This is a genomic window from Rhizobium sp. X9 (genome assembly GCF_018873185.1).
Taxonomy (GTDB): Bacteria; Pseudomonadota; Alphaproteobacteria; order Rhizobiales; family Rhizobiaceae; genus Agrobacterium; species Agrobacterium oryzihabitans.
In genome coordinates this window covers 1,879,776-1,900,774 of record NZ_CP071311.1, presented here as the reverse complement: position 1 = coordinate 1,900,774, position 20,999 = coordinate 1,879,776, and the positions used below count along the sequence as shown (strand labels likewise).

The following is a 20,999-nucleotide window of genomic DNA, read 5'->3' as shown; positions in this document are numbered from 1 at the left end:
ATCAGGCCGCTTCGCGCGCCAGCTCGTCGGCGATGACCGTATCGAGGTTGAGGAAGCAGACCATGCTCTTTTCCAGCGCAACGATGCCGCGGCAGAAGCTGCGCTGTTCTTCCGGGATGATATCGGGCGCGGGCTGCAGGTCTTCGGAGCGGATGGTCATCATGTCGGAGACCTGTTCCACCAGAAGTCCGACCAGCTTGCCGCCGATATCGGTGACGATGATGGCGGAGCGTTCGGAAGGCTCGGTCATTTTCATGCCGAGGCGGCCGGCCATGTCGATGACGGGAATGACGGCGCCGCGCAGGTTGATGAGGCCGAGAACATAAGGCGGCGTGTGCGGCATCGGGGTAACCGGCGCCCAACCGCGGATTTCGCGGATCGCCATGATGTCGATGCAGAATTCCTGATCGCCCAGATGGAAGGAAACGATTTCGAGATATGCGCCGGATTGCTTGATGGCGTTGGACATGACGGCAGGTTTCCTCTGATGGCTCTCTAACAGGCCCGCGCAGGATTGAGCTTTATGCGGTGGCCGGAATGGACCGGGAGACATCATGTCGGGGCTTTGAAAACCGCTATGGTCATAATGCACAGCAAGATTTTAAACTTTCCCTAACAATTGCCGCGCTCCCACCTGCAAAACCCAGTATTTTGGCGGTTTTCGCGCCCGCGCAAAAAGGTTATGATGGGGACATGAACGCGCTCGTTTCCAATCCGCTGAAGTTTATTCTGGCAAGTCTTGCGGTTGCGGCTTCGCTCGCCGTCGTGCTTCTTGCCTTCGATGGCTGGGTGCGCCACAGCACGGATATTTTCCTCTCCACCGTGCAAAGCGGAATTGCCTGGTGCCTGTAAGCCTCTCCGCATTCCAGGCTTTGTGACAAATCAGCGCGGTAGGCGCAAAAACGCCCAGTTGATTTGCGGTCGCCGCTGCCGTTCGTTATCAGACGACAAGGCCTGCAATATCCAGCCGGCCTTTCGGGGTAGGATTGGACAATGAGAAATATTCGCATCGTATTGTGGGCCGTGGTGATCGTTCTTGCCGGTGTTGTCAGCTGGTTGACGATCGAGATGACGAAGACCCGTGAGGAAATGATTGAAACGGCCTATGGCGTGCCGTTCGAACTCACGGCGCAAAACGGCCAGCCAATCACCGAAAAGGCCTTTCAGGGCAAACCGACCGCACTGTTTTTCGGTTTCACCCATTGCCCGGAAGTCTGCCCGACAACGCTGTTTGAGCTGAACGGCTGGATGGAGAAGGTGGACCCGGCCGGCGACAAGCTGCAGGCCTATTTCGTCTCCGTTGATCCAGAACGCGATACGCCTGAGATCATGCAGCAATATGTTTCCAACGTTTCGAAGCGCATCACCGGCATCACCGGGCCGGCCGACAAGATTGCCGAAACGCTGAAGGGCTACCGCATCTACGCCAAGAAGGTGCCGGTGGACGAGAAGGATCCGAATGGCGACTACACCATGGATCACACGGCATCCGTCATCCTGCTTGATGCCAACGGACGCTTCTCCGGCACCATTGCTTATGGGGAGAACCCCGAAGTTGCCGAGCAGAAGCTCCAGAATCTTCTGAAGGGCTGATAGAGGCGGCATAATTGCGCCGGGCTTATTGGACTGGCGCAGCTTTTGTGGCAAAGGCAAGCACAGGACCATTAAAGCGCGTCGCCATGCGGCACGCTTTAATTTTTGTTTCGACGCATGCCTTCTTCCCAAAGCCGCTGCACATTTTTGGGAGGCATGCTCTAGCCAGAGAAGGCAGCCTGCCGTGAGCGAAATCCGACTTTATGTCACCACGACCGAAATCAAGGCCGGTGAAATCCTCGATCTCATGTCGGACTATTTCGGCGAGGAGGATATCGCGATCGCCACTACCGAGGTGGATGAAAAGCGCGACATATGGGAAGCCTCGGTTTACCTCATGGCCGAGCAGGAAGACGAATATCGCGAGCGCGTCAGCGCCCTGCTTGCTCCGGCCTTTCCCGGTCTCGTCATCGAGAAGGAGATCGTTCCGGATGTGGACTGGATCGCCAAGTCGCTCGAGGGGCTGAAGCCGGTGCGGGCAGGACGCTTCATCGTTCACGGCGCGCATGATCGCGACAAGGTGCGGCCGAACGATCTGGCAATCGAGATCGAGGCCGGTCAGGCTTTCGGCACCGGTCATCACGGCACGACGGCCGGATGCCTTGAGATGATCGAGGAGGTTCTGCGGGCGCGGACCGTGCGCAATGCACTTGATCTCGGCACCGGCAGCGGCGTTCTGGCTATTGCGGTGCGCAAGATGCGTCCCATTCCCGTACTTGCGACGGATATCGACCCCATCGCCGTGAAGGTGGCGAAGGAGAATGTTAGGCTGAACGGCATCGTCTCCGGGATGGCGCTGGAGACCGCCCCGGGCTTCCACTCGGACGCCTTCCGCAAGCATGGTCCGTTCGACCTCATCATCGCCAATATTCTGGCGCGGCCGCTCATCAAGATGGCGCCGCAGCTCGTCACGCATCTGGCACCCGGCGGCACCGTCATCCTGTCCGGCATTTTGGCGTCACAGCGCTGGAAGGTGCTTTCCGCCTATAATGGCGCCCGGCTTTCCCATGTCCGCACCATCTGGCGCAACGGCTGGGTCACGCTGCATCTGCGCAAAGACTGAACCAGCGGCAATATTCCTTTCAGGCAAAAGAAAAGGCGGCGCTTTCGCGCCGCCTGGAAACCCGCGAGCATGGGAGGAGCTTGCTCAAGCGGGTCGACGTATTCCTGTTGGGCGCGGTGGAGGGAGGATCGCCGCGCCCGACGTGATCAGAATACGTAGCTGGACTTTGCCTTGCGGCGAAGATCGGCGCGGTTCATGCCGAGCGCTTCGAGCGACTTGTCGTCGAGGTTCAAAAGTGCGGCGTTGACGTGACGGCTGACCTGACGCTCGCGTGCTTCAACGACGCGATCGAAGGCGTTGCGGAGGAAAGATTTTGCCATTGCTTCAAATCCTTGTTTGCCAGGAGAGTGTTTCTCTCGCTGTGTTGATCTGAAGATAAGCGATGTGTTTTTGTTTAGTTAGAGGGAATGTCTCAGGGGAGATATGCGCTTAACGCATTACTCTCTGTTCTCAGTATTACTTAATTTGCAAAATATGCACAATTTATCACCGCAATCGGTTCTGTCATATATGGCTTGAAACCGGGTTTGCCCGCATGGCATTGTCCTTGCGCGCCAATGATTTTCCGGCGTGACCGAACAGCTTTCCTCATGACAGTTCCCGAAAGACGCCCATGTTCCAGACCTTCGAAAACAAATCCGCGCCGCAATTCGGCAAGGCCCGCGTCGAGGCGCTGCGCGCCGGTTTCGACGCCCTCGGCATCGACGGTTTCCTGGTGCCGCGCGCCGATGAATATCAGGGAGAATATGTACCGGAATCCTCCGAGCGCCTGTCATGGCTGACCGGATTTACCGGTTCTGCCGGTATCGCGCTGATAACGCGCGCAGAGGCGGTGGTGTTCGTCGATGGCCGGTATACCACGCAGCTCAAGTCGCAGGTTGACCAATCGGTGTTCAGCGGCGGTGATCTGGTCGGTGCGCCGCCCTCCGTCTGGTTATCCGAACACGCGACCGGGGGCTTTCGGCTGGGCATCGATCCCTGGCTGCATACCGGCGCTGAATTGAAGCGGCTGGAAAAGGCTGTTGCGGCCAAGGGCGGCTCGGTCGTCCTGCTCGAAAGCAACCCGCTAGACGCCCTGTGGCAGGATCGCCCTTCCGAACCGCTGGAACCCGTCGTCATCCAGCCGGAGGCCTTCACCGGCAAGCTGGCGAAGGACAAGATCGCCTCGCTGGCGGAGACGGTATCGGCCAAGGGCGCGGATGCCCTGCTGGTGACTGATCCCTCATCCATTGCATGGATTTTCAATATTCGCGGCAATGATGTGCCGCACACGCCACATCCGCTTGCCCGCGCCATCATCTATGCGGATGGCAAGGCGGATATTTTTCTCGACAAGCGCAAGACCGGTATCGAGGCAGAGGCTTATCTGGCGCAGCTGGCAACACAATTGCCGCCGTCGAAGATTGCTGATCGTCTGCACGCCATTGCCAGTGCCAAGGGCCGCATCATGGTGGATGCCGATCTGGCGCCCGTGGCGCTGACAGGAGCGATCACGGCGGCGGGCGGCACGTTGATCGAGGAGGCGGATCCCGTTCGCCTGCCGCGTGCATGCAAGAACGAAGCGGAGCTTGCCGGCTCTGCTGCCGCCCATGTGCAGGACGGTGCGGCCATGGTTGAATATCTCTGCTGGCTGGATCAGCAGCAGCCGGGCAGCGTCACCGAAATCGCGGCTGTGAAGGCCCTGGAGGCAGCGCGGGCCAAGGTGGGGCAGGGGCTGCAAAACCCGCTGAAAGACGTGTCTTTCGACACGATTTCGGGTGCTGGCGCACATGCAGCCATTATCCACTACCGTGTCACCACCGATACCGACCGGACACTTGCCGATGGCGAGATGTTCCTCGTCGATTCCGGCGCGCAATATGTCAACGGCACCACGGATATCACCCGTACCGTGGCGATTGGCAATGTTCCGGAAGAGCAGCGGCGGTTCTTCACGCTGGTGCTGAAAGGCGTTATCGCCATCAGTGCCGCACGGTTTCCGAAGGGAACGCGTGGCTGCGATCTCGATCCGCTGGCGCGCATTGCATTGTGGAAGGCCGGGGCGGATTATGCCCATGGCACCGGCCACGGTGTCGGTTCCTATCTTTCGGTGCATGAAGGGCCGCAGCGTATCGCAAGGCTTTCGACGCAGGAGCTGCTGCCCGGCATGATCCTGTCGAATGAGCCGGGTTATTACCGACCCGGTGCCTTTGGCATTCGCATCGAAAACCTGATCTATGTGCGCGAGGCGGAAGCGGTGGCGGGCGGCGACCAGCCGATGTTCTCTTTCGAGACGCTGACCTGGTGCCCCATTGATCGCAGGCTGATCGTGGTGGGGCTGCTGACCGACGATGAGCTTGACTGGCTCAACGCCTATCACGCCGGCGTTCTGGAAAAGCTGTCGCCCTTGATCGCGGACGAGGATGTGAAGGCGTGGCTCGTCGCCGCCACGCTTCCATTGACGCGGGTGGCTTAAAACAGCGACGAGTGCCTTATCGCAATGACGATTGCCCAGCCGACCGCCAGCATCGTCAGGCCGGGGAAACGCAGGCAGACCAGAAGTGCCGCCACCATGCTGACCTTGACCTCGTATCCGCCTTCGAAAAAGGCGGGTGCGACCAGCGTGGTCAGAACGGCAACGGGAACGGCGTTCAGTCCCGCCTCCATGCGCGGCGGGATGGATTTCATCCGCGTCATCAGAACATAACCGCCGATGCGGGTAAGATAGGTGGCGATGGCGGCGAGCGCGATCAGGATCAGTGTGTCGGCGTGCAGAAAATCGCTCATGGCGTTTCCACCTTGCTTTCAGCATTGGCCTCGCCGCTCGGTTTCGGCGGGTAGAGAACGGCAACGAGAATGCCGGCAAGCGCGCCGAGGCTGACATGCCAGGGCGAACCGACGATGTGATAGGCGACCGTTGCGCCGAGTGCACTTGCCAGCATCACCGGGTAGAAGTTCTCGCGCTGACGGAAGCTTAGAACCATACCCATGAAATAGATCGGCAGCAGCACATCGAGACCGATGGCTTTCGGATCGCCGACCATGTTGCCGAGCGACGCGCCGACAATCGTCATGGCCAGCCACAGGACATAGACCGGTGTGGCAAAGCCCATATACCAGGCAAAACCGACCGTGCCGGTATTTTCATATTTTCTGACCGATTCGGCGAATTGCGGATCCACCAGCACGAAGAAGCCCGCCGCTTTCTGCAGGAAAGACCAGTTTGTGATCATTCTGGCGATGGCGGCCGAATAGAGGATATGGCGGAAATTGACGGCGAAGACCGACAGGACGATCAGCCAGGGCGCGACCTTCTGGCCGAACAATTCGATGCCGACCAGCTGGCTGGCACCAGCATAAACGGTACCGCTCATGATCGTGGCCTCGACGATGCTCAGCCCGTTATCGACCGCGACCGCGCCGAACAGCGCGCCGAAGGGGGCGGCGGAAAGGGCGATCGGAAAGCCGACCTTCAATCCCTCGCGAAAATCTGTTTTGGACATTTTTGGGAACTCCTTGCCGCCGCTCTATCGCCGTCCCGTCTGGCTGGCAAACAAATTGCATGAATGGATCGATTGATTCCCTTGAAGCATCCGTTACGTTAGCTGCATCCCGGCGCATCGGCGCCCAACTCACGAATTGACGGATGATGAATGCTTGAGAAGCAGGAAAAGGCGGTCCTGGCCGCGCGTATCAAGGACTATCTTGCCCGGGAAACGGAAACCGAGATGGGTCTGCTGCAGGCGGAAATCTTCGTGGAATTTCTGGCCGAAGAGGTTGGATATGTCTTTTACAATCAGGGCCTCAAGGATGCGCATGCCGCGATCCTGAGGCGTCTGGAGGATGCGGCGGGCGATATCGACGTGCTGGAGAAGCCGAGGCTGCGCTGAAGGTTACTCAGTCGCGCAATATGTCGCGGCTCCTGAGAATGGCCACGCCTTTTTCCCGCATGGTCGCAATCGACGCCTTTATGCCCTGTGGATCGATGCCGCGGCTCGCATCCTCGATGAAACGCACCTTGACATCGGGTAGCATGTCGAGCGCATCGAGCACCGAGAAACTGACGCAATAATCGGTGGCGAGGCCGCAGATGTCGAGCTGCGTCACGCCCTGGCGGGTCAGATAATCGGCAAGGCCGGTGGTTGCCCCCTGATCATTGTCGCGAAAGGCGGAATAGCTGTCGACAGCGGGATTTTCGCCCTTCTGCTGGATGTAGTCGAAGGCGTCTGCCTTCAGATCGGGGTGAAATTCCGCATCCGGCGTGCCCTGCACGCAATGGTCCGGCCACATCATCTGCGGTTTGCCGGAGAGTTCGCCCATGTCGAACGGTTTCTTGCCGGGATGCTGCGAGGCGAAACTGCCGTGATTTTCCGGGTGCCAGTCCTGCGAGGCGACGATCAGGTCATAACCGCCATTATCGATCAGGGCGTTGGCAACGGGTACGACCCTGTCACCCTCGGCAACGGCCAGATTGCCGCCTGGGCAAAAGCCGTTCTGGATATCGATGAGCAGCAGCGCCTTCATGATTTTCCTCCCTTATTTGCGGGCAGGATGCCAAGCCGGCACTGGCGGATCAAGTGCTCTTTCAACCTTTGTGCAGGCATGACGGCGTTGCAGCAAAGCGATATCCGTCGCTTTCCTGCCGCATTTGCAGCAAATTTCCGGCCAAGTCGGAATTTACCTGACGATGCGGCGACGGAAACTTTAAAGGCCGATGACGCCCTTGAGGGCATTTTTCCGGGACGAGGCGGTGCGGATACACGCCTTATCCACGCAAGTCATTGTTTTGCCTTCGCCCGATAATGCGCAGACCTTAACGAATTATTTTTGCAGGGACTCGTAAACACTTTGGTTACCATAATTCGTCATGCTTCGAACCAGTCAGTTCCGAAACAGGCGTGGTGTCCGCCCGCTGTTCGGATGCCCCAAAATCCCTCCGGCGTTGTCCGGTTGTGCGTGAACGGTTCGAGTAACGAGTATCATGGCGTTTTCTGCTGCGGCCTATAATGGCGCCGGTCCTGCCCGGTCGTCCTGCCTCAAGAAGAGCAAATCCTTTTCGCCTGGCCGAATGTCGGCGCTGCTTGGCGGTGGTGCCTTTGCGGGTCTTTTCGCCTTTGCTGCCTTCGCCTCGCTTCACGGCATGGCGGCTGCTTCACATGGCGTCGGACAGTTTGAAAAGACGCTGGTGGCCAGGCTCGATTCCGCGGAGACGGCGATCGACCGGGCTGTTGCGCGGGATATTCACGTCCGCAAGTTTTCCCGCCTGAGCGACCACAGCCATGGCCAGCAGAAGGCTGTCCGCCTTGCCGGCATGATGCCCGAGATCGGCGCGAAGGAATTTGGCGAGCGTTTCGGTGCGGCTGCAAATGCGAAAGGGCAGGCGACGGTCAAGGAGCTTGCTGCACTCAGGCCGTCGGCAATTGTCGATTCCGCGCTTGGGCGTACCACCGAGGTTGCCTATCAGAGTGCAGCTTCCCATCCGGCATTTGAAGTGGCGCTGGCGCGTCCGCAGATCGAGGAAGAGGCGAGCAGCCTGCTTCCGGACGACGTGCCGCTTCCAAGCTTCAGGCCCGATGTGGCGGCTGCCGAGACCGTGGAGCCATCGCCGCGTCCCGCTCTCTCCAAGGCCGCCGTTGCTTCCGCACCTGCTTTCGATACGCCTGTTCCGCTGCGCGCGCCGCAGCCGCCGAAACAGGGCACCGGCGCCATGCTCGCCTTTGCAAAGCCTGATAATCCGATGCGCGAGCCGAGCAAGATGGATGCGGTTCCGTGGCCGGATCGCGGCAACGGCACGGCAATCTACGATATCTCCTCCGGCGTCGTTCACATGCCGAACGGCGAGAAGCTGGAAGCGCATTCCGGCATCGGCAAGATGCGCGACAATCCCGACTATGTTCACGTCAGAATGCGCGGCTCGACGCCGCCTTCCAGCTACAGGCTGACAATGCGCGAGGCGCGGTTCCATGGCGTCGAAGCCATTCGGCTGACGCCGGAAAACGGTGTCAATCCGCATGGCCGCGATGGTCTTCTTGCCCATACTTACATGCTGGCGAAACGCGGCGAATCGAATGGCTGCGTGGTGTTCAGGGATTATTCCCGCTTTCTGGCGGCCTTCAAGCGCGGCGAAGTGAAGCGCATGGTGGTAGTGCCGAAGCTAAACGGCAATCGTCCGACACTCGCCAGCAGCGGCGGAAAAAGCGGTGGCAAGACCCTTCTCGGCATGTTCTCACGCGGCAGCGATTCCTGAGTTCCTGATTTGCGCGTCTTGCTGGAAGTGGGCTAGCGGCCGCGCCGCTGCGTCAGCACCATGCCGCCGAGGATCAGCAGAATACCGAGCGCGCTTGCCCAGATTTCCGGTGGATGATCGCTGAAGAGATCAAGGACGACGCCTGACACCATCTGGCCGCTGATGACCAGAAGCGCCGTATTGACCGCGCCGATGCGGGGGATCAACCAGCTTCCCGAAGCGATGAAGACAACACCGATCGGGCCGCCGATAAAGGCGAGCCAGGGTGCGTCTGCCGCACCTGGCGGAATGAGACCGCCGACGATGAGGCCGATGACTGTCAGCACCGCAAACCCGACGGCATGGTTCCAGAAGGAAGCAATCAGCGGCGAGTTGGACAGGCTGAGGCGGCCGTTGATCTGTCGGCTGAGCGCAACGAAGACGCCGCCGGTGAAAGCCATGGCGATCCAGACGATCATGCCGTTCTCCCGACCAGAATGATGAGCGCGCTGCCGCAGAGGATCAGCGCCACTGCTGCCATGTCACGTAGATCCGGCCGCCGTTTCGGCAGGCCGAAAAGGCCGAAAAGATCGGCCAACAGGCTGAAGATCACCTGTCCGCCGAGACCCAGCGCGATGGTGCCGGAGAGCGCCAGCGGCGAATTGACGGCGGTGGAGGTGAGGATGACGATGGCAGCGCCGACGACACCCCCGCAATAGGCCCAGAGCGGTGCCCTCGGCTTTTCTGCCACGCTCGCATCTTTCTTCGGGCGCCTGATCGCCAGATAGAGCAGCGCCGCCACCGTGCCGGTGCCATGCGCCGTCCATGAGGAAAAAAGCGCATTGCCGTAATGGGCAAGCTGTCCGTTGAAATGCACCATCAGCGTCAGGAGGCAGCCGCTGGTGAAGGCGGCGGCAAGATGCAGCGGGTTGAGGCGGGAATGCGTCGTTTCTGTCATAGCGGGCCGGTATATGGTTACGCAGCAAAGCGTTACAGCATCGGCACCTGAATCGAAATCGATTTATAAGACGTTTTTATAATCAGCCGTTCCGCCCTATCAATTCATGATGTCCGACATCACATCTGCAAAAAAATCGGCTATCAGCGCCGATACACCCTGCGGGTCTTCCCAATGAGGATTGTGGCCGTGCCCCGTAAGTGTGACGTTTCGAGCCTCGGGAAATGCCTCGACTAGTCGCTGACGGTGTGATTCGTCGAAAAGCGGATCTTCAGCACCGGCAAGGCAGAATACCGGTTTCGTTATTTTGACGGCGCTTCCATGCAGATTCGTTTCGGCAAAGCCTTTGAGAACCCCATGCCATGTCGCGGCGGGCATGTTGGCTGCGGCCTGTTTCATTTTCGTCAAAAAATAATGGTCGACTGGTTTGCTGCATGAGTACCAATCCTGCAAGAAGCCTGCAGTGGACCTGATCGGGTCTTGAAGCGCAAGAATGTCTTTGGCCAGCTGGCTTCCCTCGCCGAAATCGGGCTCAACAGTTGCCGATATGAGGGCTATTGCCCGGATAGCATCACCTCTCCGGGTGGCAAGTTCGATGGCCGTCATCGCGCCCATGGAGTGGCCGAGCAGGAACAGCCGTGAAACCCCCATAAGAGTTAGAAACTGGTCGATTGTTTCGGCGAAATCTTTCACATGAAAGCCTTGTCCGATGGAGGAAACTCCATGTCCGGGCAGATCGGGAACAATGAGCCTGTATTCGCGGAAATAAGGCTCCAGCATGGAAAAGCTGCGGCTGGTATCCGAAAAGCCATGCAGCATCAGCAGCACAGGGCCGGGCCCGCCGCTATCTATGAACGCCATTCGGTGGCCACGGGGCAATTCGACGTGTTGCTTGCGCTTCTCCCAGTCATCAAAGAAGGTCGGCGTCATAGGCCGAGCCCCGATTTGACGGCGGCAAGGCCATCCTTTCCATCGAATGTTGATACGCCCTTCAGCCAGACCTCCAGCCGTTGTGGTTCGTCTTTGATCGCCCGCATCGCCGCGTCTTCCGGCGTCATTGCGTCGTTCATGATATAGCCCATGCCTTTGTTCTCGTAATCAATGTCGAATGCGAGATTTTCGAGCAGCTTCGCCACATTTGGGCATTCCTGCAGGTAACCTTTGCGCACCTGCGTATCCACCGTGGCGGCGCCGAAGTCCGGGCCATAAAATTTGTCGCCGCCGGTCAGATATTTGATGTCGAATTTGCTGTTCATCGGGTGCGGAGCCCACCCCTGGAAAACGATGAAAGACTTGTTGCGGATAAAACGGGCGACCTGCGAAAGCATGCCCTGCTCACTGGATTCGACCACCTCCCAGTTTTGAAGGCCAAGTGCGGGGTCCTTGATGGCGTCAAGCATCAACTGGTTGGAGCCCGGCTCGATGCCGTAAAGCTTGCTGTTAAATTTCTCCGCGAATTTCTGCAGGTCGGAAAAGTCCTTGACGCCCGCTTCCCACACGTAGGTCGGAACCGCGAAAGTGTATTTGGCGCCCACAAGGTTCGTTCGAACTTTTTTGACCGATCCATCTTCCTTGTAGGGCTTGTAGTAATTCACCATCGCCGGATCCCAATAGCCCATGAAGACGTCGAGATCCCTGGTCTTGAGGCTCGTATAGATGACGTCAATGCCGAGAAGCTGGCTTTGCGGTTCGTATTGCAGCGCTTTTAAAAGCGACATGGCAATGCCGGTGGTGAAAGCGAGATCATTCCAGCCTGGTTCTGCCAGTCGCACCACCCTGCAATCTGCGGAATCAGCCGCAAACGCGGAAGTCTCCACCGTCATCAGGAGCGCTGCGGCTGAAAAAACGCGTGCCCATTTTTTCATTGTTCCACCTTTTTTTTGTCTGTTGGGTCATTAGATTGACCAGTGGGACAATAATTGATCTTTGCGGAAAATTTGTCAATGTACTCCTCCAAGGAGACAATGATGCGACTAACCAGAATAAGCGATATTCGCCGGGCGGAACTCAGACGGGCAGCGTTCGAGGTCCTACAGCGGGAAGGCATGGCGGGCGCGACGCTTGAAAGGGTGGCGGCGCAGGCCGGGGCCTCGAAAGGCATCGTGCTTCACTATTTTGCCAACAAGCAGGAATTGTTCGAGCACGCCATGCGTGAGGCCAATGTGAAGCTGAAGGAGGAGGTGGTGGCGCGTCTCAATAAGGCAAACAGCCCGCGTGAGCGCCTCGATGCTATTATCGAGGGAAATTTCGATGAAAGATTCTTTCAGCCATCCATATGCCACGCCTGGCTGTCGCTTTGCGCCGAAGTGCCGCGGGAGCCGCAGCTGGCTCGCATTCAGAAGGTGATCCATGCGCGAATGCGATCAAATCTTCTCTCGGCTCTGGTGCACCTCTTGCCGAAGGAAGAGTGCGGCACCGTTGCGCTTGGAATTGCCACGCTTATCGACGGACTTTGGCTGCGTTCGGGTCTTCAATCGGGTGGTTTGACGCGTGCGGAAGCAATGGAACAAATGCGGGACTACCTGTCTCACAGGATCCCGATGACGCAAGCTGAGGTCTGCTAGGGAACCACTTCTTGCGCACCGCATTATTCCATCATGAAGAAAACGACGCGCAAACCATTGAACCGGATGACGATTTTCGTCATTTCGATTTTCATTCTCGCAGCCGTGATCGCGGCGGTCTATCTGGTCGGCTTTACACCCGGAGAGGTGTGATCCAGCGAGTTCAGTTGCCGGCCGGAACAGTTTTGCCTTTGCCGCCCTGCAGCGCGACGCTCAACTTGGCGATGGCCAGGCGGATGCCACGCAGCAGGAAACGGCTGGTTTCCAGATAAGCGCGATAGGGCAGCACGGTGAAATAACGCCAGCGCGGCAGGCGATAAATGCGCAGATTGTTCTGGATCTGGCTTTCCCCGTCCGCATCCTGCGTGGCGCAGAGAGGGTAGATGAAGGCGCCCTTCAGGCCCGCGAGATATTCCAGATCGAACGCTATATCGTAAGCCAGCCGCATGGGAATGAGTTTCGATATCCATTTGCCGGCGCGGCGGTTGACGACATAGGCTCCCGAACCTTTTTCCCGTGTCAATGCGATCGCGAGCGAGCGGCCGTTGGAAAGCGGGCGGAAGGCGAATTTACGGCCGTTGCTGACGGTCGTCAGTCGCAGCAGATCCCAGTCGCCGCCATTCAGCACAGCCTCGTCGATCGCGTTGATAAAATCATTGTCGAAGATAACATCGTCTTCGAGGATGAGGGCGATGTCGGCATCGCCATCCATGAACCGGTTGGCGCAGGCGACATGGCTGAGATAACAGCCGATTTCCGGCGGCGAGGTGCGGCGGCCATGCATGAGCATGTAGGAAATCTCGCTGAATTCCGGGATCGGGTAATTCAGTTCCCTGCCATTGACGCCGGGAACGCGCTCCGCTTTCAGCCCGATGGCGTCGAGGCGGGTGTTCATGTCCTCGAGGCGCTTGGTGGCGCTGTCCATGTTGATCAGAAAAACGGCGAGCTTGCGCTGGCTTTTCGGTAAAATATGCAAAGCAGTCCTCGCCCGGTTTTCACACCCTGTTGCAACTCCTTTATTGCAATGGCGCGACGCGGGCTACGGAAAAAGCTTGGTTCGGGCACTCATAGTTGTCTAATCAAACCTTTTCCACAAATCCATCCAGCACGCGCTTTTGTCCGGCGCGGTCAAAATCGATGGTCAGCTTGTTTCCCTCGATGGCGGAGATATTGCCATTGCCGAACTTGATGTGAAAAACGCGGTCGCCGACAAAGAATTTCGATGGTGTGTCGGCGACGGATTTCGCCACCAGTTCGCCATCGATCGTGCGGGTGCGTGGGCCGCTTTCGCCATAACCGATCCGCTCGACCGCATGGCCGGAGCGCGTGCCCCAATTGTCGCGGGTGGCGTCGGAGCGGTTCTGCTGCGCGCGTTTCCAGCCGGGGGTGGAATAATTATTGGCGAAGGGCTCTGCCTTGTCGAAACGGGACTGGCCGTAGCCGCCGCGTCCGCCATAACCGCCGTAATTGCTGTCGGATGCCGCAACGTCCACATGGGCGGGCGGCAGTTCATCGAGGAAACGCGAGGGCAGGGTGGATTGCCATAGGCCATGGATACGCCGGTTCGACACGAACCAGATATGGCAGAGCTTCTTGGCGCGGGTGATGCCGACATAGGCAAGACGGCGCTCTTCCTCCAGACCGGAGCGCCCACCTTCGTCCAGTGCGCGCTGGTGCGGGAACAGGCCTTCTTCCCAGCCGGGCAGGAAGACGGTGTCGAATTCCAGCCCCTTGGCGGAATGCAGCGTCATGATGGAGACGGCATCGAGATTTTCATTCTGTTCGGCATCCATGACAAGCGCCACATGCTCAAGGAAGCCGCGCATGCTCTCGAAGGCCTCCATGGAACGGATGAGTTCCTTCAGGTTCTCAAGCCGTCCGGGCGCTTCGGCCGTCTTGTCGGCCTGCCACATGGCGGTATAGCCGCTTTCGTCGAGAATCTGTTCGGCAAGCGTGGTGTGCTCGGTGTTTTCCAAGAGGCCCTGCCAGCGGCGGAAATTCTGAACTACATCGAACAGCGCCTTGCGCGCCTGTGGTTTTAGCTCGTCGGTCTCGATGATGTCGGCGGCTGCCGCGAGCATTGGAATATCGCGTGCGCGGGCGTAGGCATGTAAAGCGCTTTTAGTGGTGTCGCCAATGCTACGCTTGGGCGTGTTGACAATGCGCTCAAAAGCCAAGTCATCGGCCGGTTGGCAGACAACGCGAAAGTAGGCCATGGCGTCGCGGATTTCGAGGCGCTCATAAAAGCGCGGACCGCCGATGACGCGGTAATTGAGGCCAAGCGTGACAAAACGGTCTTCGAATTCGCGCATCTGGAAGGAGGCGCGAACGAGGATGGCCATGTCGTTCAGCTTGTGGTTCTTGCGCTGGAGCTGCTCGATCTCCTCGCCGACGGCGCGGGCTTCCTCCTCGGAATCCCAGGCAGCATGCACCATGACCTTTTCGTCATCAGGGCTGCTGCGTTCGGTGAACAGGGTCTTGCCGAGACGCCCTTCATTATGGGCGATCAGATGGCCGGCCGTGCCGAGAATATGTTCGGTGGAGCGATAGTTGCGTTCCAGCTTGATGACCTTGGCGCCGGGGAAATCCTTGTCGAAACGCAGGATGTTATCCACTTCGGCCCCACGCCAGCCATAGATCGACTGGTCGTCGTCACCAACACAACAGACATTCTGCGGTTCGCCCTTGGCGCGCTGTGCGAGAAGCCTGAGCCACATATATTGCGCCGTATTGGTGTCCTGATATTCGTCGACCAGAATGTAACGGAACTTCTGGTGATACTCCTTCAGAATATCGGTGTGGCGGCGGAAGATACTGATCGGGTGCATCAGAAGATCGCCGAAGTCACAGGCGTTCAGCGTTTTCAGCCGGTTCTGATAGGCGGTGTAAAGCTCGCGGCCCTTGCCATTGGCGAAGGCGCGGCTGTCACCCTCTGGAATATCCGGCGGCGTCAGCCCCTTGTTCTTCCAGCCATCAATCATGCCGGCGAACTGTTTTGCCGGCCAGCGCTTGTCATCCAGACCTTCAGCCTGAATGAGCTGCTTGATCAGCCGCACCACGTCATCGGTATCGAGAATGGTGAAGTCCGATTTCAGGCCGACGAGTTCCGCATGGCGGCGCAAAAGCTTGACGCCGATGGAGTGGAAGGTGCCGAGCCAGGGCATGCCCTCGACAGCGCCGCCGACGAGAACGCCGATACGTTCCTTCATCTCGCGGGCGGCCTTGTTGGTGAAGGTCACGGCAAGAATCTGGCTTGGATAGGCGCGGCCGGTGGCGAGAATATGGGCGATGCGGGTGGTCAGAACGCGGGTCTTGCCGGTGCCGGCGCCGGCGAGCACGAGAACGGGACCATCCAGCGTCTCTACTGCCTCGCGCTGTTCCGGGTTGAGACCGGAAAGATAGTCGGGCGCAGCACGCGTCTGATCGCGCGCCGCCATGGCGCGGGCGGCAATGCCAAGCCCGCCGCCGCTTTCCGCACCGGCATTGTTCGTCGCCTTGCGTGGCGCCACGGGTTCCTCATCGAAGAACGGCATATCGTCAAAACTGTTGCTCATGCGGCCCAATGTAGTGATTCGGGATATAAAGGCCAGAACCGTGTTCTGCTTTTATTCCGGTATCGTCAGTCAAAACGCCTATTCCAAGGCATTTTTTCGCTTCATGCCTGCCTGTCGGCGTCGAAAGCGGCGTCAACGGGCACTTGCAGCGCCACCGCAAGCTGGTTGGTCTTGGCGGCAAGCGCGATGACGCGCAGCAAATCGGCATGCTGCTCTGTCGTCATGCCTTTGGCTTTGGCGGCGGCCGTGTGGGAATGGGCGCAATAGGAGCAGCCATTGGTGACGGAAACGGCGATATAAAGCATTTCCTTCACCACGGGATCGAGCGCTGAAGGTGTCGCCATCACCGCCTTGACCTCGCTCCAGGTCTTTTCAAGCAGATCGGCATCGAAAGCGAGGTAGAGCCACATATTGTTGATGAAATCCGATTTGCGGGTGGCGCGGATATCATCGAACACCGCTTTCACGCGCGGCTCGGTTTCCGGGTTTTCGATTTTCGTCACGGTGCTCATGGCTTCCTCTCATTGTGGTTCGCGGTGGCGCAGATTAGCCCAATGGCGGATATTTGCGACAGGAATGCACGGATGGATTGCGGATTGGCTGCTTCTGGCGGCAATTGCGCCCAAATTACAATTACGTAAGGAACGGATTTGTGCGTTGCCTTGCCTTGGCCAAGCGGGAATACTGCACCTGTCCCGGAACGTGTCGTTTTCGGGAATATATCGTGCTGCGCGGATCAACCGGAGAAATATATGCGGGTCTGGAAACAGGTGGGTGTCAGTGTTGCCGTGGTAGGAGCGGGGCTCTGTCTCTGGGGATTTTATTCGCCCGAAGCCCGCAATGTGCTGGCCAGCATCGGGATCGGCAAAACGCCTGCCGGCGCCGTTGAGGTTGCCGCCGCTACGCCCGGTTCGGGTCAAAACGCCGGCGGCGGACGCCGCAATGACAATGCGACCCTGATCGTGACCGCTCCCGTCAAAAAGGGCACGGTGAACGACCGGCTGAATGCCATCGGCAATGGCGAGGCGATCCAGTCTGTTGTTGTCATGCCGCAGGCTTCCGGCACGCTTTCCGAAATCCGCACCTCTTCCGGCGCACGTGTCGTGAAAGGGCAGGTGCTTGCGCGGCTCGATGATGAAGAGCAGGTGATCGAGCGCGACAAGGCACAGGTGGTGCTGCGCAGCGCCGTTGAAAAATCCAATTCCTATAAGAACCTGAAATCCGTTTCCCGCCTTGACGTGATGGATGCGCAGATTGCCGAAGAAGCCGCCAAGCTTGCGCTGAGCACCGCCGAACTCAATCTCAAGCGCCGCGACATCGTTGCGCCGATAGAGGGTGTGGCGGGTATTGTCGCCGCCAATATCGGCGATAATGTCACCACGCAGTCCACCATCGTCAGCATCGACGACCGGTCCGAAATTCTCGTCAATTTCTGGGCTCCCGAGCGGTTTGCAACCGCAATCAAGGTCGGCATGCCGGTGGAGGCCACGTCCATTTCCCGGCCGGGTGAGACTTTCAAGGGCGAGATCGAGGCCGTCGACAACCGCGTCGATGAGGCAAGCCGCACGATCCGTATCCGGGCGAAGTTCGGCAATGAGGAAGACGAGCTGAGGGCCGGCATGTCCTTCGGCGTCACCATGCGTTTTGCCGGGGAAACCTATGCCTCGGTCGATCCGCTGGCCGTGCAGTGGGATGCGGAAGGCTCCTATGTCTGGCGTGTGACCGACAATAAATCGAACAAGGTGCGGGTACAGATCGTGCAGCGCAATCCCGATGCGGTTCTCGTCAAGGCGGAACTGGCGGATGGTGAGCCTGTCGTGATCGAGGGCCTTCAGCGTGTCAGGGAAGGCGGCGCGGTCCGCGTCGGCAACCAGCCGAAGCCCAAGGAGGTCGCCAGCCAATGACGACGCAGCCGCCCTCGGTTAAGGATTCCAAGCTCGCCTTTACGGCACTGTTCGTGCGCCGGCCCATTCTGGCGGCGGTTATCAATACGCTGCTGGTCGTTGCCGGCCTTGCCGCGCTGGTGGGCGTTGAAGTGCGCGAACTGCCTGACGTCGACCGGCCGACGATCAGCGTCAGGACCACCTATGAGGGGGCTGCGCCGGAAACCATCGATCAGGAGGTGACGCAGACTATCGAAGGTGCGGTGGCGCGTGTCAGCGGCGTCAAGTCCATCTCGTCCAACTCGCAATTCGGCACCAGCCGCGTGACGCTGGAATTCGGCGACAATGTCGATCTGGCGGTTGCCGCCAACGACGTGCGCGACGCCATCGGCCGCGTCACCAACCAGTTGCCCGATGATGCCGACGAACCGCAGATCATCAAGGCGGATTCCGACAGCCAGCCGATCATGCGCCTTGCCGTCACCTCCTCCACGCTCAGCATGGAAGACCTGACCAAGCTGGTGGATGACGAAATCATCGACCGTCTGGCCGCCGTCGACGGCGTTGCCGATGTGGAGCTTTACGGCGACCAGGAAAAGGTTTTCCGTGTCGATCTCAATCAGGCGGCATTGGCGAGCCGTGGTCTGACCGTGACCGATGTTTCCAATGCGCTTGCCAGCGCCGCCCTCGATGTGCCGGCGGGATCGCTGAAAAGCACGACGCAGGATATCGTCGTGCGCGCCACGGCCAGCCTGACGAAGCCTGAGGATTTTTCCAACCTCCTCATCAAGGACAATATCCGCCTGCGGGACGTTGCGACCGTGATGCTGGGGGCGGACGACGAATCCACCTCGCTGCGTTCCAACGGCGTGCAGGGCGTCGGTCTCGGCGTCATCCGGCAGGCGCAATCGAACACGCTCAACATTTCCACCGGCGTGAAGGCCGCGGTCGATGCCATGTCGGCCAACTTGCCGGAAGGCACGCGCATCGTCATCACCAGCGATGATGCCGTCTTCATCGAAGGCGCATTGCACGAGGTCGAACTGGCGCTCGGTCTTTCCGCGCTGATCGTGGTCGTGGTGCTTTATCTCTTCCTCCGCGACTGGCGCGCCACCCTTATTCCGGCGATTACCATGCCGGTTGCGCTGATCGGCACCATCGTCGCGATCTACATGGTCGGCTTCTCGGTGAATATCCTGACGCTGCTTGCCATCGTGCTGGCGACCGGTCTCGTGGTTGATGACGCCATCGTGGTGCTGGAAAATATCGTGCGCCGCCGGGCGGAAGGCATGGGGCCGCGCGCCGCCGCCGTTCTCGGCACGCAGGAAGTCTTTTTCGCGGTCATCGCGACGACGGCGACGCTTGCCGCCGTTTTCATTCCACTCTCTTTCCTGCCGGGTCAGCTTGGCGGTCTGTTCCGCGAATTCGGTTTCGTGCTGGCCTTCGCGGTGGGTTTGTCCTCCATCGTGGCGCTGACGCTTTGCCCGATGCTCGCTTCGCGCATGCTGAAGGAGGGGTTGAAAGAGCCGACGGGGCCGCTCGCATGGTTCGGCAATGTCTTTGCCTCCACCTACAAAACGACGCTTTCCGCCTGCCTTAACAATCCGCTGATCGTCATCGTTGTTGCGCTCATCTTTTCCGGCCTGTCGTGGATCGCCTTCGGCATGATCCAGAACGAGCTGACGCCGCGCGAGGACCGCGCCTCGGTCATGATGCGGGTCACCGCACCACAGGGCGTCAGCCTCGAATATACCCGCGACCAGCTGCAGCGGATCGAAGAAAACCTGCAGCCGCTGCGCGATAGTGGTGAGATCCGCAATATCTACTCCATCACCGGCATGAACGGCTCGTCCAATACCGGTTTCATGGTGTTGACGCTGGCGCCCTGGGCCGACCGTGAGCGCACGCAGAACCAGATCGCCGCAGATGTCACCTCCGCCGCCAACAGGGTGCCGGCGCTGCGCGGCAATGCGATGCAGCCGAACAGTCTGCGCATTCGCGGTGCGGGCAACGGACTGCAGATGGCGATGGTCGGCAGCAACTATCAGGCACTGACTGCCGCGACGCAGAAATTGCTGCTTTCCATGGAGGAAAGCGGCCTGTTCGACACGCCGCGTTTCGACAATGAGCCCAACCAGGCGCAGCTGTCCGTTTCCATCGACCGCGAGCGCGCTTCCGATCTCGGCATCGATATCACCGGTCTGTCGCGCGCCATGCAATCGCTTCTGGAAGGGCGCTCGATTGTCGACGTCTTCGTGGATGGCGATGCGATCCCCGTCCGGCTGCTGTCGTCCACACGGCCGATCAACGATCCGACCGATCTTGAGAACGTCTTCCTGAAAACGGGCGACGGCAAGATCGTGCCGATGTCCGTTATCGCCACGCTCAAGGAGAATGCGGTTGCGCCGCAGTTGAACCGCGAACAGCAGCTTCCCTCTGTCGGCTTTACCGCCAATCTCAAGGAGGGCGTGTCGCTCGGCGAGGCGCTGCAGAAGGTGAATGAGCTTTCGCAATCCGTTCTACCGCCGGGCGCCCGTCTTCTGCCGCTTGGCGAGGCGGCGACGCTCGAGGAGAATTCGAGCGGCATGCTGCTGACCTTCGGTTTCGCCATCGCCATCATCTTCCTCGTGCTGGCTGCGCAGTTCGAAAGCGTGCTGAGCTCGGTCATCATCATGTCGACGGTGCCGCTTGGTCTTGCTTGCGCCGTCATCGCGCTGCTTGTCACCGGATCGAGCCTCAACGTCTACAGCCAGATCGGCCTTGTGTTGCTCGTCGGCGTGATGGCGAAGAACGGCATTCTCATCGTCGAATTCGCCAATCATCTGCGCGATCAGGGTGCTACCGTGCGCGAAGCCATCGAAAAGGCGACGAGCATTCGCCTGCGCCCCGTGATGATGACGATGATCGCGACCATTCTCGGCGGCGTTCCGCTGGTATTGGCGCAGGGTGCTGGCGCGGAAGCACGCATCGCACTCGGCTGGGTTATTGTCGGCGGTCTCGGCTTTGCGACGCTGGTGACGCTCTACATCACCCCGGTCTCCTATCTCCTGATCGCCCGTTTCGCCAAGCCGCAAGCGGATGAGGAAATCCGCCTCCACCGTGAACTGGAGCTTGCCGCGCGCCGCAAGGCGTTGGAAGAGGACAAGCAGCTGCTGGCGGCGGAATAAAAACTGCTGCGC

Annotated in this window: 21 protein-coding genes; 9 read left to right on the top strand and 12 right to left on the bottom strand. The window is 59.3% G+C overall.

The window, feature by feature from the left end; translation table 11 throughout:
• Position 1: 1 nt before the first annotated feature.
• A complete protein-coding gene (locus JZY08_RS09390; RefSeq protein ID WP_003522339.1) occupies positions 2-469 on the bottom strand; it encodes a chemotaxis protein CheW in 468 nt (155 codons plus the stop codon).
• Positions 470-537: 68 nt separating this feature from the next.
• Between JZY08_RS09390 and JZY08_RS27560 the strand changes: the two genes are divergently transcribed.
• The 3 genes from JZY08_RS27560 to JZY08_RS09375 all read left to right on the top strand — a co-directional run bounded on the left by JZY08_RS27560 (position 538) and on the right by JZY08_RS09375 (position 2,656).
• Complete coding sequence (locus tag JZY08_RS27560) at positions 538-852, top strand: hypothetical protein (RefSeq protein ID WP_137037952.1); 315 nt, start codon at positions 538-540, stop codon at positions 850-852.
• A gap of 141 nt (positions 853-993) precedes the next feature.
• The gene (sco, locus tag JZY08_RS09380) at positions 994-1,593 is read left to right on the top strand and encodes a cytochrome oxidase assembly protein Sco (protein ID WP_003494931.1); all 600 of its coding nucleotides are present in this window, start codon (positions 994-996) and stop codon (positions 1,591-1,593) included.
• A 184-nt stretch (positions 1,594-1,777) separates the two neighbouring features.
• Entirely contained in the window at positions 1,778-2,656 is an 879-nt protein-coding gene (locus JZY08_RS09375) for a 50S ribosomal protein L11 methyltransferase (RefSeq protein ID WP_216329991.1), read from the top strand.
• A 146-nt stretch (positions 2,657-2,802) separates the two neighbouring features.
• Here JZY08_RS09375 and JZY08_RS09370 read toward each other — a convergent pair whose 3' ends face one another.
• On the bottom strand, positions 2,803-2,976 hold the full coding sequence (locus tag JZY08_RS09370) for a hypothetical protein (RefSeq protein WP_003494935.1): 174 nt from the start codon (positions 2,974-2,976) through the stop codon (positions 2,803-2,805).
• A 293-nt stretch (positions 2,977-3,269) separates the two neighbouring features.
• On the opposite strand from JZY08_RS09370, the gene JZY08_RS09365 reads away from it, so the two are divergent.
• A complete protein-coding gene (locus tag JZY08_RS09365; protein WP_216329990.1) occupies positions 3,270-5,111 on the top strand; it encodes an aminopeptidase P family protein in 1,842 nt (613 codons plus the stop codon).
• On the opposite strand, the gene JZY08_RS09360 is transcribed toward JZY08_RS09365, so the two are convergent.
• Together JZY08_RS09360 and JZY08_RS09355 are read right to left on the bottom strand one after the other, a co-directional pair.
• A complete protein-coding gene (locus tag JZY08_RS09360) occupies positions 5,108-5,422 on the bottom strand; it encodes an AzlD family protein (RefSeq protein WP_003494938.1) in 315 nt (104 codons plus the stop codon). The two genes, JZY08_RS09365 and JZY08_RS09360, sit on opposite strands and share 4 nt — an antisense overlap.
• Positions 5,419-6,138, bottom strand: a complete 720-nt coding sequence (locus JZY08_RS09355; RefSeq protein ID WP_216329989.1) for an AzlC family ABC transporter permease — start codon at positions 6,136-6,138, stop codon at positions 5,419-5,421. Before JZY08_RS09355 ends, JZY08_RS09360 begins: the two co-directional genes overlap by 4 nt.
• Positions 6,139-6,288: 150 nt before the next feature.
• Between JZY08_RS09355 and JZY08_RS09350 the strand changes: the two genes are divergently transcribed.
• Positions 6,289-6,525 (top strand): DUF2164 domain-containing protein, encoded by a 237-nt coding sequence (locus tag JZY08_RS09350; RefSeq protein ID WP_035220545.1) that lies wholly within the window; start codon positions 6,289-6,291, stop codon positions 6,523-6,525.
• 7 nt (positions 6,526-6,532) lie between these two features.
• Here JZY08_RS09350 and pncA read toward each other — a convergent pair whose 3' ends face one another.
• A complete protein-coding gene (gene pncA, locus JZY08_RS09345; RefSeq protein WP_216329988.1) occupies positions 6,533-7,159 on the bottom strand; it encodes a bifunctional nicotinamidase/pyrazinamidase in 627 nt (208 codons plus the stop codon).
• Positions 7,160-7,616: 457 nt separating this feature from the next.
• Between pncA and JZY08_RS09340 the strand changes: the two genes are divergently transcribed.
• Positions 7,617-8,882 (top strand): DUF2778 domain-containing protein, encoded by a 1,266-nt coding sequence (locus JZY08_RS09340; RefSeq protein WP_216329987.1) that lies wholly within the window; start codon positions 7,617-7,619, stop codon positions 8,880-8,882.
• 32 nt (positions 8,883-8,914) lie between these two features.
• Here JZY08_RS09340 and JZY08_RS09335 read toward each other — a convergent pair whose 3' ends face one another.
• The 4 genes from JZY08_RS09335 to choX form a co-directional block, all read right to left on the bottom strand.
• Positions 8,915-9,340 (bottom strand): DMT family transporter, encoded by a 426-nt coding sequence (locus JZY08_RS09335; protein ID WP_082182626.1) that lies wholly within the window; start codon positions 9,338-9,340, stop codon positions 8,915-8,917.
• Positions 9,337-9,819, bottom strand: coding sequence for a DMT family transporter (locus JZY08_RS09330; protein WP_216329986.1), 483 nt, complete (start codon positions 9,817-9,819; stop codon positions 9,337-9,339). The genes JZY08_RS09335 and JZY08_RS09330 overlap by 4 nt, the downstream gene beginning before the upstream one ends.
• Before the next feature lie 99 nt (positions 9,820-9,918).
• Complete coding sequence (locus JZY08_RS09325; protein ID WP_216329985.1) at positions 9,919-10,749, bottom strand: alpha/beta hydrolase; 831 nt, start codon at positions 10,747-10,749, stop codon at positions 9,919-9,921.
• Complete coding sequence (choX, locus tag JZY08_RS09320; RefSeq protein ID WP_216329984.1) at positions 10,746-11,684, bottom strand: choline ABC transporter substrate-binding protein; 939 nt, start codon at positions 11,682-11,684, stop codon at positions 10,746-10,748. The genes JZY08_RS09325 and choX overlap by 4 nt, the downstream gene beginning before the upstream one ends.
• 102 nt (positions 11,685-11,786) lie before the next feature.
• Between choX and betI the strand changes: the two genes are divergently transcribed.
• The gene (betI, locus tag JZY08_RS09315; RefSeq protein WP_216331533.1) at positions 11,787-12,383 is read left to right on the top strand and encodes a transcriptional regulator BetI; all 597 of its coding nucleotides are present in this window, start codon (positions 11,787-11,789) and stop codon (positions 12,381-12,383) included.
• Positions 12,384-12,546: 163 nt separating this feature from the next.
• On the opposite strand, the gene JZY08_RS09310 is transcribed toward betI, so the two are convergent.
• From JZY08_RS09310 to JZY08_RS09300, 3 genes are all read right to left on the bottom strand, one after another.
• On the bottom strand, positions 12,547-13,359 hold the full coding sequence (locus JZY08_RS09310) for a glycosyltransferase family 25 protein (RefSeq protein ID WP_216329983.1): 813 nt from the start codon (positions 13,357-13,359) through the stop codon (positions 12,547-12,549).
• Positions 13,360-13,462: 103 nt separating this feature from the next.
• Positions 13,463-15,937, bottom strand: a complete 2,475-nt coding sequence (locus JZY08_RS09305; protein ID WP_216329982.1) for an ATP-dependent helicase — start codon at positions 15,935-15,937, stop codon at positions 13,463-13,465.
• 101 nt (positions 15,938-16,038) lie between these two features.
• Positions 16,039-16,449: a carboxymuconolactone decarboxylase family protein gene (locus tag JZY08_RS09300; RefSeq protein WP_216329981.1), complete on the bottom strand. Its 411-nt coding sequence runs from the start codon at positions 16,447-16,449 to the stop codon at positions 16,039-16,041.
• Positions 16,450-16,689: 240 nt separating this feature from the next.
• Between JZY08_RS09300 and JZY08_RS09295 the strand changes: the two genes are divergently transcribed.
• Complete coding sequence (locus tag JZY08_RS09295) at positions 16,690-17,841, top strand: efflux RND transporter periplasmic adaptor subunit (RefSeq protein ID WP_216329980.1); 1,152 nt, start codon at positions 16,690-16,692, stop codon at positions 17,839-17,841.
• Positions 17,838-20,987: an efflux RND transporter permease subunit gene (locus tag JZY08_RS09290; protein WP_216329979.1), complete on the top strand. Its 3,150-nt coding sequence runs from the start codon at positions 17,838-17,840 to the stop codon at positions 20,985-20,987. The genes JZY08_RS09295 and JZY08_RS09290 overlap by 4 nt, the downstream gene beginning before the upstream one ends.
• The last annotated feature ends 12 nt before the right edge of the window (positions 20,988-20,999 follow it).

Bases quoted from the DNA above. Each gene is read 5' to 3' on its own strand.
- JZY08_RS09390 (WP_003522339.1), bottom strand. From the start codon at position 469: ATGTCCAACGCCATCAAGCAATCCGGCGCATATCTCGAAATCGTTTCC.
- JZY08_RS27560 (WP_137037952.1), top strand. From the start codon at position 538: ATGGACCGGGAGACATCATGTCGGGGCTTTGAAAACCGCTATGGTCAT.
- sco (WP_003494931.1), top strand. From the start codon at position 994: ATGAGAAATATTCGCATCGTATTGTGGGCCGTGGTGATCGTTCTTGCC.
- JZY08_RS09370 (WP_003494935.1), bottom strand. From the start codon at position 2,976: ATGGCAAAATCTTTCCTCCGCAACGCCTTCGATCGCGTCGTTGAAGCA.
- JZY08_RS09365 (WP_216329990.1), top strand. From the start codon at position 3,270: ATGTTCCAGACCTTCGAAAACAAATCCGCGCCGCAATTCGGCAAGGCC.
- JZY08_RS09360 (WP_003494938.1), bottom strand. From the start codon at position 5,422: ATGAGCGATTTTCTGCACGCCGACACACTGATCCTGATCGCGCTCGCC.
- JZY08_RS09355 (WP_216329989.1), bottom strand. From the start codon at position 6,138: ATGTCCAAAACAGATTTTCGCGAGGGATTGAAGGTCGGCTTTCCGATC.
- JZY08_RS09350 (WP_035220545.1), top strand. From the start codon at position 6,289: ATGCTTGAGAAGCAGGAAAAGGCGGTCCTGGCCGCGCGTATCAAGGAC.
- pncA (WP_216329988.1), bottom strand. From the start codon at position 7,159: ATGAAGGCGCTGCTGCTCATCGATATCCAGAACGGCTTTTGCCCAGGC.
- JZY08_RS09340 (WP_216329987.1), top strand. From the start codon at position 7,617: ATGGCGTTTTCTGCTGCGGCCTATAATGGCGCCGGTCCTGCCCGGTCG.
- JZY08_RS09335 (WP_082182626.1), bottom strand. From the start codon at position 9,340: ATGATCGTCTGGATCGCCATGGCTTTCACCGGCGGCGTCTTCGTTGCG.
- JZY08_RS09330 (WP_216329986.1), bottom strand. From the start codon at position 9,819: ATGACAGAAACGACGCATTCCCGCCTCAACCCGCTGCATCTTGCCGCC.
- JZY08_RS09325 (WP_216329985.1), bottom strand. From the start codon at position 10,749: ATGACGCCGACCTTCTTTGATGACTGGGAGAAGCGCAAGCAACACGTC.
- choX (WP_216329984.1), bottom strand. From the start codon at position 11,684: ATGAAAAAATGGGCACGCGTTTTTTCAGCCGCAGCGCTCCTGATGACG.
- betI (WP_216331533.1), top strand. From the start codon at position 11,787: ATGCGACTAACCAGAATAAGCGATATTCGCCGGGCGGAACTCAGACGG.
- JZY08_RS09305 (WP_216329982.1), bottom strand. From the start codon at position 15,937: ATGAGCAACAGTTTTGACGATATGCCGTTCTTCGATGAGGAACCCGTG.
- JZY08_RS09300 (WP_216329981.1), bottom strand. From the start codon at position 16,449: ATGAGCACCGTGACGAAAATCGAAAACCCGGAAACCGAGCCGCGCGTG.
- JZY08_RS09295 (WP_216329980.1), top strand. From the start codon at position 16,690: ATGCGGGTCTGGAAACAGGTGGGTGTCAGTGTTGCCGTGGTAGGAGCG.
- JZY08_RS09290 (WP_216329979.1), top strand. From the start codon at position 17,838: ATGACGACGCAGCCGCCCTCGGTTAAGGATTCCAAGCTCGCCTTTACG.